This window comes from Paenarthrobacter sp. CC6 (genome assembly GCF_040560085.1).
GTDB classification, from domain to species: Bacteria; Actinomycetota; Actinomycetes; order Actinomycetales; family Micrococcaceae; genus Arthrobacter; species Arthrobacter nicotinovorans.
On record NZ_JARDAN010000032.1, the window covers coordinates 13116 to 30502 of the forward strand.

14 protein-coding genes are annotated in these 17387 nt (G+C 63.2%); 8 read left to right on the top strand and 6 right to left on the bottom strand.

Annotated features, from left to right (window positions below):
* On the top strand, positions 1 to 897 hold the full coding sequence (gene purU / locus PV760_RS20630) for a formyltetrahydrofolate deformylase (protein WP_354628587.1): 897 nt from the start codon (positions 1 to 3) through the stop codon (positions 895 to 897).
* Between the two features lie 92 nt (positions 898 to 989).
* Here the strand turns inward: purU and PV760_RS20635 are convergent, their stop codons facing one another.
* Entirely contained in the window at positions 990 to 2456 is a 1467-nt protein-coding gene (locus PV760_RS20635) for a PucR family transcriptional regulator (RefSeq protein WP_354628588.1), read from the bottom strand.
* Between the two features lie 108 nt (positions 2457 to 2564).
* On the opposite strand from PV760_RS20635, the gene PV760_RS20640 reads away from it, so the two are divergent.
* Together PV760_RS20640 and PV760_RS20645 are read left to right on the top strand one after the other, a co-directional pair.
* On the top strand, positions 2565 to 4094 hold the full coding sequence (locus PV760_RS20640) for a purine-cytosine permease family protein (protein ID WP_018780325.1): 1530 nt from the start codon (positions 2565 to 2567) through the stop codon (positions 4092 to 4094).
* Positions 4091 to 5074 carry a polysaccharide deacetylase family protein gene (locus tag PV760_RS20645; protein WP_354628589.1) on the top strand — a complete coding sequence of 328 codons (984 nt, stop codon included), beginning with the start codon at positions 4091 to 4093 and terminating at the stop codon, positions 5072 to 5074. The genes PV760_RS20640 and PV760_RS20645 overlap by 4 nt, the downstream gene beginning before the upstream one ends.
* A gap of 75 nt (positions 5075 to 5149) precedes the next feature.
* Here PV760_RS20645 and PV760_RS20650 read toward each other — a convergent pair whose 3' ends face one another.
* The 3 genes from PV760_RS20650 to PV760_RS20660 all read right to left on the bottom strand — a co-directional run bounded on the left by PV760_RS20650 (position 5150) and on the right by PV760_RS20660 (position 7877).
* Entirely contained in the window at positions 5150 to 5653 is a 504-nt protein-coding gene (locus tag PV760_RS20650; RefSeq protein ID WP_018780169.1) for a DUF456 domain-containing protein, read from the bottom strand.
* 103 nt (positions 5654 to 5756) lie between these two features.
* Complete coding sequence (locus PV760_RS20655) at positions 5757 to 6947, bottom strand: NAD(P)-dependent malic enzyme (RefSeq protein WP_354628590.1); 1191 nt, start codon at positions 6945 to 6947, stop codon at positions 5757 to 5759.
* A gap of 321 nt (positions 6948 to 7268) precedes the next feature.
* The gene (locus tag PV760_RS20660) at positions 7269 to 7877 is read right to left on the bottom strand and encodes a TetR/AcrR family transcriptional regulator (RefSeq protein WP_018780171.1); all 609 of its coding nucleotides are present in this window, start codon (positions 7875 to 7877) and stop codon (positions 7269 to 7271) included.
* Positions 7878 to 8077: 200 nt separating this feature from the next.
* On the opposite strand from PV760_RS20660, the gene PV760_RS20665 reads away from it, so the two are divergent.
* The 3 genes from PV760_RS20665 to PV760_RS20675 all read left to right on the top strand — a co-directional run bounded on the left by PV760_RS20665 (position 8078) and on the right by PV760_RS20675 (position 11785).
* Positions 8078 to 9205 (top strand): FG-GAP repeat domain-containing protein, encoded by a 1128-nt coding sequence (locus tag PV760_RS20665; RefSeq protein WP_354628591.1) that lies wholly within the window; start codon positions 8078 to 8080, stop codon positions 9203 to 9205.
* 48 nt (positions 9206 to 9253) lie between these two features.
* A complete protein-coding gene (locus tag PV760_RS20670; RefSeq protein WP_039243279.1) occupies positions 9254 to 10399 on the top strand; it encodes an FG-GAP repeat domain-containing protein in 1146 nt (381 codons plus the stop codon).
* Between the two features lie 225 nt (positions 10400 to 10624).
* Positions 10625 to 11785 (top strand): FG-GAP repeat domain-containing protein, encoded by a 1161-nt coding sequence (locus PV760_RS20675; protein WP_354628592.1) that lies wholly within the window; start codon positions 10625 to 10627, stop codon positions 11783 to 11785.
* A 2-nt stretch (positions 11786 to 11787) separates the two neighbouring features.
* Here PV760_RS20675 and PV760_RS20680 read toward each other — a convergent pair whose 3' ends face one another.
* Entirely contained in the window at positions 11788 to 13092 is a 1305-nt protein-coding gene (locus PV760_RS20680; RefSeq protein WP_354628593.1) for an MFS transporter, read from the bottom strand.
* A 156-nt stretch (positions 13093 to 13248) separates the two neighbouring features.
* Here PV760_RS20680 and rraA point away from each other — a divergent pair, with 156 nt between their 5' ends.
* Complete coding sequence (gene rraA, locus PV760_RS20685; RefSeq protein WP_018780176.1) at positions 13249 to 13722, top strand: ribonuclease E activity regulator RraA; 474 nt, start codon at positions 13249 to 13251, stop codon at positions 13720 to 13722.
* 131 nt (positions 13723 to 13853) lie between these two features.
* Complete coding sequence (locus PV760_RS20690; protein WP_018780177.1) at positions 13854 to 15506, top strand: MDR family MFS transporter; 1653 nt, start codon at positions 13854 to 13856, stop codon at positions 15504 to 15506.
* Positions 15507 to 15570: 64 nt separating this feature from the next.
* Here PV760_RS20690 and PV760_RS20695 read toward each other — a convergent pair whose 3' ends face one another.
* Positions 15571 to 17019, bottom strand: coding sequence for an aromatic amino acid lyase (locus tag PV760_RS20695; protein WP_354628594.1), 1449 nt, complete (start codon positions 17017 to 17019; stop codon positions 15571 to 15573).
* Positions 17020 to 17387: the final 368 nt, after the last annotated feature.

Here is a 17387-nt window from a genome sequence, read left to right on the forward strand (position 1 = left end):
ATGACTGCCATCCAAACCGAAACCGCCGCTGTTTCTTCCGAGACCACCGTTGAACACATCCTCACCTTGGACTGCCCCGAAGGACCCGGGATCGTCCACGCGGTATCAAGCTTCCTGCTGGAAAATGGCTGCGACATCATCGACAACAAGCAGTTCGGTGATCGCGCCGAGGGCCACTTCTTCATGCGGGTGCACTTCGCATCCTCCGGAGACGAGTCCACGCTGGACACCCTGCGTACCGCTTTCTGCCCGGTGGGAGAAAAATACTCCATGAACTGGCAGCTTGAGCGCCAGGGTTCCAAGCGCCGGGTTTTGATCATGGTCTCCAAATTCGGGCACTGCCTGAACGACCTCCTGTTCAGGGCGCGGATCGGTGAGCTGCCCATCGACGTGGTGGGCGTTGTTTCAAACCACACCGACCACCAGGGTCTGGCCGAGTGGCACGGAATCCCGTTCTTCCACGTACCCGTCACCGCTGCCACCAAGCCCGCTGCCGAGGGGCGCCTGCTGGAAATCATCGACGAACTCGACGTCGAACTCATTGTGCTGGCCCGCTACATGCAGGTCCTCAGCGACGACCTCGCCCGGAAGCTCGACGGCCGGGCGATCAACATCCACCACTCGTTCCTGCCGAGCTTCAAGGGCGCCAAGCCCTACCACCAGGCATACGCGCGTGGCGTGAAAACTGTTGGTGCCACCGCCCATTACGTGAACGGCGAGCTGGATGAAGGACCCATCATCGCCCAGCAGGTAGTGGAGGTGGACCACACGTTCGGGCCGGACGATCTCGTAGCCGCCGGTCGGGACACCGAATGCAAGGCCCTCAGCAACGCCGTTCGTTGGCACTGCGAGGGGCGGATCATCCTGAATGGGAACAGGACGATTGTGTTGAAGTAAGCCTAGCTGCGCCGAGATCGCGGGTCCGCTGCACGTTCGCCGTTCCGCAACGGCGAAGTGGTCAGTGGACCCGCGAATTGGTGTTTAAGGAGCTACAGCCGCTCCAACCGGGTAGCCAAATGCAACGCTGCAAGCCGCCCCGATCCCCGGGGATCTCCTCCGCACAGCTCAAAGATCCGCTGAAGACGGTGGTGCAAGGACTGCCGCTCCAGGTGCAATTCCCGGGCGGCCTGGGCCGTGTTGCAGCCCGTATCCAACCAGACAGCCAAGGTCCGCATCAGTTCGGACTTCTTCAGGCGGTCATGCTCGACGACGGCACCCAACTGCCGCTGCACAAACCCCTCGCGGGTGGCCGGGTCCAGGGATTCGCCAGCCAGGAGTTCAACGGCGAGGGTGTCTGCATCCACCACTCCGCGTCCAGTCGTATCGAGGTCGAAGGCTCTCCGTGCTTCAGCCAATGACCACGGCGCTTCGGAAATACCCCTGCCCGTCGGGCCCACAGCCACCACGGACCCTGATGGCACGTCGAGTGCCCGCAGCGCTTCCAGCAACACCTGCCGGGTGGCACTCCCGCCCAGGGAGGCGAGCGCGATCAGCTCCGCGTTATTGGCGTAGCTCGCACTGTGCGGGACGCAGCCGCGGAGCAGCGCGTCAACGGCCGGACGCAGATGTCCCGCGCTGGTGGATCGAATCACGACGGCGGCCACTGCACCATCCACGGGGAAGCCTGACGCCGGTCCAAGCTGGTGCAGCTGCCACTCCTGGCTTCCGGAATTGATGGCCCGCATGAGCTCGATGCCTGCCAGTTCCTTCAATCCCGGAGGCATGCGCTGCAGCAGCGCCAGGCCAAGGATGTCCACGGACCGTTCGCCGGCCACGCGCGCGAGGCCGGCATCGCCGCCGTCGGGCATTTTCACCTCGAGCCGAGCGGCAAGGACGCCCCGCACCGGCACGTCCACCACGGTGACGCTGCCGTCGTCGTCGGACGAAAAGGTGCCGCCGGCCGCCCCGAGCGTGAGGCCCGACGGCGAGACCAGCCTGGCGCTGGCGCCTGTCCTTTCGGCCAACACAGCGAGGAGTTGATCGAGTCCGCCGCCGTGGGCAAGTTCGGCGGCCATGGCATGGCTTGCCTGGTCACCGCGCTGGAGGTGCTCTACGGATTCACTCACCAGCAGCGAATTGATTTCCTGCATCACGCCGACGAACGGGACTACCTGACGGAGCTCGATGACTGGCAATCCGGCAGCCTCGGCGACCTCCAACATGGCCGCAGGCACTTCGGGCAGGGCCGGACCCGTCTCGAGGGCCAGTGCAGCGACTCCCCGGGCCGCGAGGTCGCGGACATAGTCAGCCTGCCGTTCTGCCGTCACGCCGGCGAGCGCCTGCCCACCACTGAGGAGCAGTTCGCCGCCGCTGAGGAGCGGAGCGATGTCCAGGACCTCGCTGGAGTGCACCCATCGGACAGGCCGGGACAGCGCCTCCGGCACGTCATTGAGCAGCTTCGGTTCGGCAGATCTGAGGCTTTGGTACTCCAGAGCCGCGCCCAGCAGAATCGGCATGACACTCCGTACGGTTTGGGGTGATTTGTTTAGACACATCGTATCTTGTTGCTGTGATATGGCGCACATACGCTGAAAGGGTCCCTTTCACACACGGAGGCTCTCCCTATGCAAGACAACCTCTCCCCTTCGCCTTCACCTTCAGCGCAGTCTGGGCCAGCAACGGCGCCGGCCCATGACAGCGAAGCCTGGCTCCAACCCATCCCCGAATCAGACCGCACCCGCAAGGTTTCCGGACAGTTCTGGATCTGGGCCGGCGCCAACCTTGCCCCTATCAACTGGGTGCTGGGTGCACTGGGCATCCATCTGGGCCTCGGCTTCGCAGACACCGTGATAGTCCTGGTCCTGGGAAACCTGATCGGCATGCTCTTATTCGGATGCTTCGTCCTCCTTGGACAAAAGACCGGCGCCACAGGAATGGTTCTGGCCCGGGCGGCTTTTGGCCGCCGTGGCAACTACCTGCCGGCAGCGATCCAGGCACTTCTGGTCATCGGGTGGTGCGCCGTCAACACCTGGATCATCCTGGACCTGGTCATGGCGCTCTTCGGAACCCTCGGCTGGGTGGATCCCAACGCACAGAACTACGCTTGGAAGATCGGCGTCGCCACGGCCATCATGGCCGCGCAGGTCGCCATCGCCTGGTTCGGCTACAAAGCCATCGCGGCCTTTGAGAAGTGGACGGTTCCGCCCACCATCATCATCCTGGCCGTGATGTCCGCCGTGGCCTGGTTCGGCATGAAGATCGACTGGGGCTACGCAGGACCGGCCGGCAACATCCTCGAAGGCTCAGAGCGGATCGCCGCCATGAGCGCAGTCATGACCGCCATCGGTATCGGCTGGGGCATCACCTGGTTCACCTACGCCGCCGACTACTCCCGCTTCGTCAGCACCTCGGTTCCCAAGCGCAAGCTCTACCTGGCCTCGGTCCTCGGCCAGTTCATCCCCGTCGTCTGGCTGGGCATCCTCGGCGCAAGCTTGGCCACCAACAGCGGCGAGATCGATCCCGGCAAGCTGATTGTCCAAAACTTCGGAGTCCTTGCCCTCCCCGTACTGCTCATGGTGCTGCACGGCCCCATCGCTACCAACATCCTGAACATCTACACCTTCTCCGTTGCCACCCAGGCCTTGGACATCAACATCAGCCGCCGCAAGCTGAACTTGTTCGTGGGCGTCTTCTCGCTCATCGCCGTCGTGTTCTTCATCTTCCAGGAGGACTTCGCAGCAGTGCTCGACGCCTGGCTGATCGGCCTGGTCGCCTGGGTTGCCGCTTGGGGCGGAGTCATGCTGGTGCACTACTTCTGGCTTGAGAAGCGCTGGCCGGCGAAGGTGGATCGGCTCTTCGACGGCGTCGGCACCCACCGGCTTCCCGTCATCAACTGGGCCGGAATCGTATCCCTCCTGGTGGGCATCTTCTCCACGTGGCTGTTCATGTACGGCCTGGTTCCCGCCATGCAGGGCCCCATCGCCGTCGCCTTGGGCGGTTGGGACCTTTCGTGGCTGGCCGGCGGGCTCACCAGCGCCGCTGCCTACGCGATCCTGGGCCCCCGCGCACACAAAAAGTACCTCCTCGCGGACTCGAACCACGTATCAGTGACACAGCCAGCCGCACCTTCAGTTCCCGAAAGGACCACAGCATGAACCAGCCCGCCTTCGCTGATGCGCTCCACCCGATCATGTGGCCCGAGGGCTTCCAGGCCGCGGCGTCCTTCACCTTCGACGTCGATGCCGAGTCCTGCACCATCGCCCATGACCCCTCCAGCACGCAGCGCATGTCCCTCATGAGCCACCAGTCTTATGGGCCAAAGATAGCTGTTCCCCGATTGCTGCAGATCCTGGATCGACAGGACATCCAAGGTACGTTCTTCATCCCGGGGTTCACGGCAGAGAGCTACCCTGACGTGGTGCGCAGGATCGCTGATGCCGGGCACGAAATCGCCCATCACGGCTATCTGCACGAACCAATGCAGGGCATTGATGCCGCCACCGAAGCCAGCTACCTGGATCGCGGCCTCGAGGCACTCGCCAACGTGGCCGGCATCCGTCCGGTGGGCTACCGGGCACCTTGGTGGGAGTTGAACTGGCAATCACCGGCCCTGCTCGCGGACCGTGGCTTCCTCTACGATTCAAGCCTGCTCGACGGCGACGCCCCCTACCGGATGGCCGTCGCCGAGGACGACCCGCGGGACATCGTGGAAATCCCCGTGGATTGGGCACTGGACGACTGGGAGCAATACGGTTTCTACCCTGGAGTCACAGGCAGTGGCGTCATTGAGAGCCCGGCCAAGGCACTTGAGATGTGGACCTTGGAGGCCGAGGCCCACCACTCCCAGGGCAGCTGCTTCGTCCTCACCAATCACCCGTTCATCTCCGGCCGGCCATCCCGCGCCGTGGCCTTGGAACGGCTGATCGAACGGGTCAAGGGCCTGGACGGCATGTGGGTCACCACCTTGGCCGAGATTGCCCGGCACACCAAGGACACAATCCGGGAAGTCCACTCGCACGCCCGGATCGATATCCCACTGTTCCCGGGCGCGGGAGCAACGTTCCGTCCGGCGGAAATCAAGGTGCCCACCGGAGCGCCCACCGGAGCGCCCACCGGAGCGCCCGCCCTCCGCTAAAAACATCGCCGAGTTGGCAAAAGATGACGATGTTGAAGCTTGGAACTGTCACCTAATGCCAACTCGGCGGGGGTTTTAACCGTTGACGGCGTTGATCCACACTCCGATGATCCACGTGCTCGCGGCAGCACAGGCGAGGCCGAATTCCACCAGGATGCCGATCCCCGTTGCTTTGAGCGCCGCCCCGCTGGAGCGAACAGCGGCCTGGAAGTTGCGGGTCCTCTGGACCTCGCTGAGGAGAAGGCCTACGGCGAAGCCCACAAAGAGGCCCACCACGGGAATGACGAACATGCCCACGACACCCAGGACAACCCCGATCAGTACCGACCTGCTCGGAATGCCGTGTTGTTTCAGTTTGCGCCCCGTGAGCACGGCACTGGCTGCCATCCCGGCAACCACAAAGACCATCCCGACGGCGAAAATCACCCAGCCAACCGGACCCGCACCACCCCAGATAGCCCACGCCAGCAGGCTCGCGCCGATAAGGATGCTGCCGGGCAGAACAGGAATGATGGTGCCGGCCACGCCGACTGCAATGGCCAGGCCGCACAGGATGGTCACGATGAGTTCGGCGTTCATGGCCCAAGTCTATGGGCCGCTGATCCATGCGCCTTTAACGACAACGACGGCGACGCTCCCTGGCGCGGGAGGCGTCGCCGTCGTCGGTCTTGCGCAGTAGCCGCTATTCGGTGGCGGCTGCGGCAACTGCCGCGGTGACCGCGGGTGCAACGCGTGCGTCCAGTGGGCTCGGCACGATGTAATCCGCGGAGAGGTCTTCGGCTGCCAGCTCAGCGATGGCGTTCGCAGCGGCGATCTTCATGGCGGGCGTGATCCGGCGGGCCTTGGCATCAAGAGCACCGCGGAAAATACCGGGGAAGGCCAGGACGTTGTTGATCTGGTTCGGGAAGTCGCTGCGGCCCGTGGCAACAACGGCCGCGTACTTCCGGGCAACCTCGGGCAGGACTTCCGGATCCGGGTTGGACAGTGCGAAGACGATCGACTGGTCGTTCATCAGCTTCAGGTGCTCTTCGTCCAGCTTGGAGGAGGAAACGCCTACGAACACATCGGCGCCCGTCAGTCCCTCGCCGGGACCGCCGCTGATACCGCGGGGGTTGGTGCGCTGGGCCATGCGGGCCTTGACGCTGCCGGGATCGGCCACGAGGTCGGCACGGTCGGCGTTGACTACACCCTTGGAGTCGAGCAGGATCACGTCCTCGATGCCGACAGCAAGGAGGATCTCGGCGATGGCGATGCCTGCGGCACCTGCACCGGAGACAACAACCTTCAGGCCCTTGAGCTCGCGCTGGGTCACCTTGGCTGCGTTGGTCAGGGCGGCGAGGACCACGACGGCGGTGCCGTGCTGGTCATCGTGCATGACGGGGCAGTCAAGGGCTTCGATGAGTCGCTCTTCGAGTTCGAAGCAGCGCGGAGCGGAAATGTCCTCGAGGTTCACGGCGCCGAAGCTGGGGCGGAGACGGACCAAGGTCTCAATGATTTCGTCCACATTGGTGGTGTTGAGTACCAAAGGGATGGAGTCGAGGTCGCCGAAGGACTTGAAGAGGGCGGACTTGCCCTCCATCACCGGCAGCGAGGCGCTGGGGCCGATGTTGCCAAGGCCCAGCACTGCGGTGCCGTCGCTGACCACGACAACCAGGCGCTCGGCCCAGGTGTGGGTGCGGGCAAGCTTGGGGTCCTCGTGGATTGCGCGGCTCACCTGGGCCACGCCGGGGGTGTAAGCGATGGAGAGGTCACGCTTGTTGTTCAGCGGAACGGTGCTGGAAATCGTCAGCTTGCCGCCTTCGTGGGCTGCGAAGATCTCTTCCTCGGTCAGTACCAGGGCGTCGTTGTCAGTTGCAATTGTCTCGATGGACACGTCTTTGTCTCCTCAGGCTAGCCGTGGACCCACGGCATGATTCGGGCAGGAACAGAACTGCTGTGGCGGACCAAGGGTGGCTGGTCCGGCGTTGCTTCTGCAGATAGGGGGCTGCTAGCCGCTTCGGTGGTTCCAGCCTAGGGAAGCGTTGAGGGTACAAGATTCAATACCAAGAGAGACGATTCGAGAGTAAAACGTTCAACCTAGCCAAAATGTGACCCACTACATACAGAAAAGGGCATTCTGGCCGCCATCCGGTCTAGACCACCGGGAGGCTGTTGTCATTCGGCCGCCGACTTTGCTTGACCTTTTCGGCCCTGGCTATTCGCCGGTCATGAGTGAGCAGGCGCGCTTCAGGTCCTTCTCCGCCTCAAACAGGGACAACCTCCGGCAACGTACGGCCTGGACCAGGCCGCTGACCAGGTGCAGGAGAATCCTGGCCTTCACAGTGTCCTTGCCCGCATCCTTGCTGAGCGAACCCACCACCTCTTCCGAGAGGGCATCGATCTCCCGCAACAACTGCGCAGTGTCGTCATCCTTGCCCGCCGGGCGGATCAGGCAGTGCTCCACACCAGGTTGCATCACCCGGAGATGGAAGATTTCCATCATCAAACCCGCGAGTGCGTGACCCTTGGCGCCGCGCTGGTGGACGCCCTCCATTAGCTCCCTGAGCTGCTGCCTGTAGACGGCGAGCATGAGGTGGGAGGTGGAGGGGAAGTAGCGGTAAAGGGTTCCAAGCGGGACATCGGCGCGGGCAGCAACGTCGGAGAGGCTCAAGGTATCGAACTGACGCTGGGCGAACCCTGCGGCCGTTTTCAGGATGCGGGCATAGCGCAACTGCTGCCGCGGGGTGGTGGGCGCGGCAGCCATACGGGGAAGCCCCGTGGTCAGGTCAAGGGAGTACGGTTCCAGTGAGTTGGTTACGGGCATTTCCGGCGATCTCTTGGCAGGCTGACAAGGAGGCGGCCGGCCGGCGCGAAGACCACCGGCTGGCCGATCGCATCAATGATACGGGAGCTTCTTGACCGTTCCCTGAGAGTCCCCCGGAGTCCCGGCGGCCGCCGCTCCCGGAAATAGCGGGCCGCCCGCATACACTTTCATGCAGACTTGAAACCCGCAGGAGGAAACGCATGGGGACAATACGACGCCGGATGGCAGCGGCGCTGCTGGCCGCCACAGTGGCGGCCATGGCACTTGGTTCCCTATCGGCGTCGGCAGCGCCCAGCAACGGACCCGATCCCCTGCTCAACGGTCAAGCCTTCGTGGGCAAACAGCTGACCGCAGATATCGGCCCTTACACCTTCTACGGCTGCGGTGGCGGCAAAGGCCCCGACTACTCGGTCTACTGGACCCGGGACGGATTCCTGGTGGCCGGGGAGACGACGTCGAGCTACAACCTGGAGGCGGACGACACCGGCTCCAGGATGGCCGTGCACGTTACTGCCAGCAAGACCGCTTGCGGTGGAGAATCCCTGCACAGCGCCGAGACCAGGCCTGTCGGCGCCGTGAACCGTGCGGCCGGGTTCACCGGCCGGAGCTTCGAGCTGCTTGCCAGGGCCTCTGACGGATCGCTGCTCCTGTATGGCCGCAACGGCGCCGGGTGGGATGCTGCGCGGACCGTGGGCTACGGCTTCAACATCTTCAACCTGGCTTTCTCCCCTGGGGACTTCGACGGCGACGGCAAGAGCGACATGATCGTCCGTGATTCCGTGGGCGGCCTCTACCTCTTCAGCGGTGACGGGGCCGGCGGCTGGAAACCGGCACGTGCCATCGGCAACGGCTGGAACATTTTCGACTCAATCATCGGCCCGGGCGATTTCAACGGTGACGGCAACAACGACGTCCTTGCCAGGGAGCCTGGCGGCGCCCTCTATCTGTACCCCGGCAATGGCGCGGGAGGCTGGCTGCCGCGCACCGCCGTCGGAACCGGCTGGAACGTGATGAACGCTTTGGTGACGCCGGGAGACTTCAACGGCGACGGCAATGTGGATCTGCTGGCGCGCGACGGCAACGGATACCTGTTCGTCTACACGGGCAATGGCGCAGGCGGATGGTCGCGCTCATGGATGATCGGCGTTGGCTGGAACGCACTCAAGTACGTTGGCGCTGCCGGCGACTTCAACGGCGACGGGTACCCCGACGTCTACGGCGTGGATCAGCAGGGCCGCCTGCTGACGTACTACAGCGACGGTCGTGCGGGCTGGAAGGGCTCCGAGGCCGTGGGTGCAGGCTTTGGATGGTTCACAGCAATCTTCTAAAAACCCGGACGCTGTACCATTAACTTCATAAAGTCTGGGGAGGACACAATGTACGCTCCATCACGCCTGGGGTCTGGCGTGCGTCGAGCGGTTGCCGCAACAGTGGCTGCGATCGTCGCGGCCATGGTTGTGGGGCCCGCGCCCGCCATGGCCACCATGGATCCCGAACCGCCGGTCATCACCGGTGCGCCCTATGTCGGTTCCACGCTCACCGTCACATGGGATCCCTACGCCTACAAGGGGTGCGGTGCCGGAGCCGGCCCCGACACCCGGATCTACTGGACCAGGGACGGCGAGGTCGCCACGGACCATCCCACCTGGCCCAACTACGTACTGGGCGAAGAGGACCGCGGTAAAACCATCGCCGCGCACCTCGTGGCCGCCTACCCGTGCGAGGACATGGAAGTAGCGAGCGAGGAGACCGCACCGATCTCGGCCTCCAACCGACCCAACGGCTTCACCAGCCGCGGTGCCTTCGAGCTGCTCGCCCGACGCTCCGACGGCGCCCTTCTCATGTACCCGCGGACCAACAACACCTGGGAACCCGCACGAACCGTAGGCATGGGATGGAACATCTTCCCCACCGTGTTGTCTCCGGGTGACTTCGATGGCGATGGCAACAACGACGTCCTGGGCCGGGACTCGTCAGGTGGCCTCTACCTCTACAGCGGCAATGGTTCAGGCGGCTGGAACGGTCCCCGCAAAGTAGGGACGGGGTGGAATATCTTCACCTCCCTCGTAGCTCCAGGCGATTTCAACAGCGATGGCAACAACGACATCATGGCCCGCGATGCCAACGGCGTCCTCTACCTCTACCCCGGCGACGGACACGGCGGCTGGCTGCCACGAACCGTGATCGGCCAGGGTTGGAACGCGTTGGATGCACTCATCACTCCTGGCGACTTCGACGGCGACACCAACGTGGACGTCCTGGGCCGCGACTCCGCCGGGAACCTCAGGCTCTACAGCGGGAACGGCGCGGGTGGCTGGAGCGGCACGGCAGTGGTCGGCTGGGGTTGGGGCGGCATGAGCAAGATCGGCAGCGCAGGCGATATCAACGCCGACGGAAAGCTGGACGTCTTCGCCGTCGACAGTTCCGGTCAATTGCGTGCCTACTACGGCAACGGAGCCGCCGGATGGACCGGAAGCGCTGTGGTCGGCTGGGGTTGGGGCGGGTTCACCGACCTGTTCTAGTTTCACTTCGTTGAGGGCCCCGTTCGGAGATATCCGGACGGGGCCTTCGTCATAAACGGGGCCCTCTATCCCGGCGCCGCTGCAGGCGGTAGTGTCATCCCAATTGATCTCTTTCGGCCGTCTCCGTGCCGCCTTATTTTCTTGGGGGAATCCTTGGGCTTCAAACCTGCCCTGCGCGCGCCTGCGCGCCGCAGAACCAGTCACTTTTTAACAGTCGCACTGTCCGTGGCACTGATCTTGACGCCGGCTGCAGCTGCTGGCGCTTCCGCGCCTACTGTGGCCGTTGCACAGCTGCCCGCCGTGTCAGCACCGCTTCGGACAGTGTGGCTCAACGCTGTGGAGATTCAAGGGGATCCCACCTTGGGCGGCCGCCTTCATATGATCCTTTACAGCCCGCCGGAGGTAACGCCGGCAGGTGGCCAGCCCACCTTTACCTATAAGTGGACGCGCGACAACGTAGTCATCCCCGGCGCAAACCAAGCCTTTTACAGTCCTGTTGCCGCTGATGTGGGCCATACCCTGTCAGGCTCAATAACGGCTACTTTCGATGCAACCTCGTCCGCAACCCAGAACGTCCACAACCCCACGGTCATTGGCGCCAAGGCCCGCTCCTGGGGCTTCAATGGCGACGGCACGGCAGACGTGTTCGCGCGCAATGCCTATGGTCAGCTGTTGCTCTACCCAACGGATGGGCGTGGACATTGGTATGCCCCCCAGGTGATCGGAACAGGCTGGCACATCTATGATCTCCTTCTCTCACCCGGCGACTTCGATGGCGACGGCAACGTGGACGTCATGGCCAGGGACCCCCAGGGACGCCTCTTTCTCTACTCAGGGAACGGCGCGGGAGGCTGGATCGTAGCCAAGCAGGTTGGCCAAGGATGGCAGGGCTTCAGGGACGTCATCGGCGCGGGTGACTTCAATGGCGACGGCACCAACGACATCATCGCCCGCGATTCCGCCAACAATTTGCTCCTGTACCCAGGCGACGGCCGCGGCGGCTGGCTATCCCCAACGCAAATTGGCTTTGGGTGGGGCAATGCAAGCCTGCTCACAGCAGTTGGCTACTTTACCGGCAGCGAGGCGCTATCACTCGTGTACAAGAACCAATACAACGGACTGATGATCAGCGAAGGTCCCCGGAACGGGCAACTCGTCGGCGCCGCGACAACCGGCTATGGCTGGCAGGTCATGTCCCGCCTGGGCGGACTCGGCGATTTCAACGGCGACGGCGACCCTGACATATATGGCATTGACTACAACGGGCAAATGGTCATGTACTACGGAAACGGCGCCGCTTACCAGATTAACTCCATGTTCGGCAGCTACTGGAAGGGCCAGGCAACCGTCGGAACTGGCTGGAACGTCATGAACTACGTCTTCTAGGCCTACTCGACGCTCTTGATCTTCACCACGAACACGGCCCCCAAGAGCCCGATGACTGCGGCGGCTACGTACAGCGAGACGTAGCCGCCGTGCCACTCTTTCACGAGGAGGTAAGCGATCCCTGGCGCCCAAATTTGCGGCAGCGAGTTGGCAATGTTGATGACACCGAGGTCCCGGCCTCGGTCCAAAGCCGCGGGCAGGACCTGGCTGATGAGGGCGAAGTCCACCGCAAGGTAGGCGCCGAAGCCGATTCCGAGGACAGCTGCTCCCGCCAGGCCGCCAATCCACGTCGGGGCGAAGGCCAGAATCAGTGACGCTGCAGCGATGATGACGGACGAAGCTATGACCAAGGGCTTCCGCTTTCCCGTCCGGTCGCTCAAGCGACCGCCCAGGACGCTAGTAATGATGACCATCACTGCGTACAGCCCGGTCAGGACCAGCACGCCGAACTCGGGCTCGATTCCTTCAGTTTCTTTCAAATGCACGGCATCGGTAAGGAAGAAAAGCAAGTAGATCGTCACCATGTGGTTGCCCGTGCTGACCAGCAGCCGGGTGAGCCAGGCCCACGCAAAGTCCGGGTAGCGTTTCGGCGACACCCAGAAACCCTTCGCGAACCGCCACAGGCTGAACGGCGGCCGCTCCTGGGGCGGCAGGGGCTGGTCATCGCTCTTGAACAGGTAAAGCACGACGCCGGCCAGCAGCGCTGCGGCGCACACCCAGTAACCTGCGGCGAAGTCTCCGGCGACGACGGCGGCGATCACGGCGCCCACGAGGATACCTACCGTCTGGCCCATGGCGGCCAAGCCGCCAACAGTTCCGCGCTGCGGCACGGGAACCCGGTCCGGGACGGCGGCGGTAATGGCCGAATACATGGCGTTGGCTCCCGCCTGCACCAGGCACCACAGCAAAGTCATCACAGCTACGTTGGGCGCGCCCGCCAGGGCAACAAGGGCAACGGCGCCGAGGATTGCTCCCATCAGAACCCAGGGAACCCGCCGCCCAAACCTGGATGTGGTCCGGTCGCTGAAGGCGCCGAACAGGGGATTCGCCACCATGGAAACTGCAGCACCGCAGCCGGTGACCAAGGCCAGGATGGCCTCCTTCTGGCCCTCGTCAAAGTGGGCAGCCTGCTGGCCCAGGAGAACCTGAAGGGGACCGAAGAACGCTGCGTTGATGCCCAGGTTGACCAGTACCACGCCGGTGACCCAAACAGTGCGGACTGGTTTAACCGGTTCAGCCAGCGCCGTGGTGCCGCCACGGACGACAGCGGGATCCGGTACCGACCCCGGAAGGTCGGACAAGCTCATGGCAGGTTCCCCTCATTTGAATGTGTGAATTCAGCCTAGCGTGGCGGAGTGACGCTGAACCGCCGTCGCGTCGTTTATTCACATAGCCCGAAATACGCACCCAAGCAGCCCGTGTGGCGCGTTAGTGTGGCCTCAAACCCACGGAGGAGAAGCACCATGAGCCAGCATGTAAATACGGCAGATCTCTACGACGAACGCGGTGAGGAACTCGAGTCCCTTGCTGTCCAGTTCCAGAACCTTGGACGCCACACGCATTTCAGCGGCCCCGTCCGTACTATCCGGTGCCATGAGGACAACGCGCTGGTGAAATCAGTCCTGGCCACGCCCGGCGACGGAGCAGTCCTGGTCGTCGATGGCCGAGGTTCATTGCGGACTGCCCTCATGGGCGACATGATCGCTGAAAGCGCCGTGGAAAACGGTTGGGCCGGAGTGATCATCTACGGAGCCATCCGCGACCGTGAGGCCATCGCCCGGCTCTCCCTGGGCGTCAAAGCCCTCGGAAGCAACCCCCGGAAGAGTGCCAAGACGGGGGCCGGCGAGGTCGATGTGGAACTCGTGATCGACGATGTCCGCATCCGTCCCGGGGTGATGATCTTCAGCGATCCGGACGGAATCCTCCTGGAACGCTGAGGTGAGCGGAGGAGACTTGAAGAGGGTCGGCCAAGAAATATTCTCCCGCTGGGAATGATCGGGGCGTTAGGATAGTTACTGAAAGCAACTATCCTGCTTAATCCCACTTTTCTGCCATCTCTGGAGAAGATATGTCCAATTCCACGCCCGTTCGGGCTGCTGGTGAGGTCCTGACCCATCGTCAGACGCTCACCGTCATGGTGGGACTCATGCTCGGCATGTTCCTGTCCTCGCTGGACCAGACCATCGTGTCCACGTCCATCTACACCATCGCCAACGACCTCGACGGTCTGTCCCTGCAGGCGTGGGCCACTACGGCGTACCTCATCACCTCCACGGTGAGCACCCCGCTGTACGGCAAACTCAGCGACATCTTTGGCCGCCGCCCGTTGTACCTCACGGCCATCCTGATCTTCCTCGCCGGCTCCCTGTACGCAGGTTCCGTCCACTCCATGACGGAGCTTGCCATCGCCCGTGGCATCCAAGGACTGGGCGCCGGCGGTCTCCTCGCGCTGGCCCTGACCATCATCGGCGACATCGTTGCCCTGAAGGACCGGGCCAAGTACCAGGGCTACTTCATGTCCGTTTTCGGCATCTCGTCTGTCCTTGGCCCTGTCATTGGCGGTGCCTTTGCCGGTTCAGCCAACATCCTGGGCTTCGACGGTTGGCGCTGGGTCTTCTTCATCAACCTCCCCATCGGCCTTGCCGCGCTGGTGGTGGTCTTCATGTACCTGCACCTGCCGGTCAGGCACGTGAAGCAGAAGATCGACTACTGGGGCGCAGCCGCCATCACCTTGGCGATTGTTCCGCTGCTCCTGGTAGCTGAGCAAGGCCGCACCTGGGGCTGGTCCTCCGCGGGATCATGGCTTTGCTACGGACTGGGCGTCATCGGCATCGTGGCGTTCCTCCTCGCCGAGAAGCGTGCCGGCGACTACGCGCTGATTCCGTTGCGTCTCTTCAAGAACACCACGTTCGGCTTGTCCTCGCTGTTGAACTTCATCATCGGTATCGGCATGTTCGGTGCCATCGCCATGCTGCCCATGTATTTGCAGCTGGTGAAGGGCCTTACTCCCACTGAGGCAGGCCTGATGATGATCACCTTCACCGTGGGCATCCTCTTCGGCTCCATCTCCGCCGGCCGCACGATCTCCAACTCCGGTGTATACCGGATCTTCCCGATCATGGGAACGGCAGTGCTTGCAGGCGCAGCAACGGTCATGGGGCTAGTCCTGGGCGTCGACACCGGCTTGTGGGTTCCCGGACTGATCGCAGTGTTCTTCGGCGTCGGACTCGGCTTCTGCATGCAACCGCTGACCCTTGCCATGCAGGTATCCGTCCCGCCCAAGGACATGGGCGTTGGCACCTCCACGGCCGCGTTCTTCCGTTCCATGGGCGGCGCCGTCGGCACGGCAGTGTTCATCTCCATGCTGTTCAGCACGGCCGCGGACAAGATCGCAGACGGCATGAAAACAGCAGCATCCAGCCCCGACTACCAAGCTGTCATGCGCGACCCTGCGGTGGCCTCGGATCCTGCGAACGCCAAGCTGTTCGACTTCTTCAAGAACGGTGCCAACAACGATTCGTTGAACGACACAAGCTGGTTGCACTCGGCCAACAGCACGCTCACCCGGCCGATCACGGAGGGCTTTGCACAGGCAATTGACGTGGTCATGTTGACCGCTGCGGGCCTGATGATCATCGCTTTCCTGATCAGCTTCGCGCTGCCGAACAAGAAGCTCACGGATCCCAAGGCTGCCGCAAAGGATTCAGTTCCGGCCCACTAGTTCCCCGCGAAACCAAGAAATGGCAGGCAGTCTTCGGACTGCCTGCCATTTTTTTGGGCGATTCCTAATGGTCAACCAAGACAATCCGGGTAGCTTCCTCCACGTCTCCACGCAGATCCCGGTCCATGGCATCGACGGGCAATCCATAGCCGGCGGTCATCATGCTTTGAAGCCTGCGGCTGGCAAACTCCCCCGGTCGCCGGCCCTGCAGACGCAACGCCCGAGCCGCACAGACAAGTTCGACGGCGGTGACGGTCGCCAGGGCTTGCACCGTCGACTGCAGCTGGGCTGCGGCTACGCTGGCAAAGCTGGCGTCTTCTTCTGCCCCCAAGGACAACACCACTGTTTGCAGACTGACCGGCTGGGTATTCGCGCGAATCCGTCCCACCGCGGCGGCAGCCACGTACTCCAGCATCATGACGCCTGACTGGCCGGCACCATCCTTGGCAAGGAACGGGTGCAGACCCGTGTAGTTGGGGTCGCACAGGAGATCAATCCTGCGCAGATGCGTCGCGCAAGCAGCACCGATGGCCAACTGCAATGAATCCATCCGGCGTGCAAGGTTTGTCATCTGGAAAAGCCCGTGGTGGGCGACATCATTCGAGCCCTCGGACAAGGACCCGTGGACCAGGGGATTCTCGTTGCCCGCTGTAACGAGACGGCGGAGCACCTTACCCAAGGCGTCCAGCTCCTCGATCTGGGAACCGAAAATCTGGGGCAGGGTCCGCAGGCAGTAGGGATCCTGGATGCGGGCGGGCTGCCCACTGCCCTGCACCAGTCCATGGAAGGTGTTCGCGGCCGCTGACACGGCAGGAGTGTCTGCCGCGGCAGCAACCGCCGGGCTCAATGCCTCCACATTGCCGGACATCGCTATGAAGGAGAGGGCTGCTACAGAAGCGGCATTGTCCAGGAGCCTCGACAGTTCCTCGTGGGCCAGAACAGCCTGGGCGATCGTCAATGCACTGGAGCTGATGAATGGGAGTGCATCAGCGGTAGCCCAGCCCTCCACGAAAGTCCGCGCTCCTCCCCCGCCCAAGGGCTCCCGCTCACCAAGCATGGTCAGCGCAGTTCCGGACAGGGCTTGGAGATCCGCCGTACCAATCCCCCCGAACTCCCGGACCTCCGGAACGACATCCGAGTTGATCAACTCAACAAGGGCAACGGCAATAGCAGGGTTGATGCCGGAGGCACCAGCGGCCAACTGCGATAGCCTCACGGCCAGCATCGCCCGGATGGTCCTGCGGTCCAGAGGCCTGCCGGCATCCACCGCGTGGCTTCGCAGCAACTGGAGGCCGTGGGTGTCAGTTCCATCGCCTTTGGACAACTCCACCGTCCGATTCGCCCCTACACCCGTTGAACGACCATAAACGGGCCGCTTTGAGGAAGTAGCAACAGCGGACTCCTGTGAGGCTGCCATACGGGCCAAGGCTCCCGCTGCCAGGCTGACAGACGTGCCGTCGGCGACCGCCACAATGTCCGACAAGGCCAGGTTTCTGCCGTCTATTTCCACCATGGGCCGATCCTTTCATCCGTCATCGAAGTGGTGCTCTGACCGGCAGTAGTGGTTGCCAGGCAGGGCCCGACAATCACTACTGCTACGGCAACCACTACTGCTACTAGTCCGTTTCCGGCGCGAAGCGGACCGGGTTCCAAACCTCCGGAGAAGGCTGGACGGGAAGCTGCGTGTTCCTTCGGGCCGCGGTACGGGAGTCACTTTGACGTGTCTCCGAGGCCGAACATTCGCGTTCGGACCGGGAAGTGGTGGTCACGGTCATTGGCTTGCTTCCTGGGCGGCCTTCGAACTGTTCATGGGGATGCGGACGCCGCGTTCGTTGGCGACGTCGATGGCGCGGTCGTAGCCGGCGTCGACGTGGCGGATGA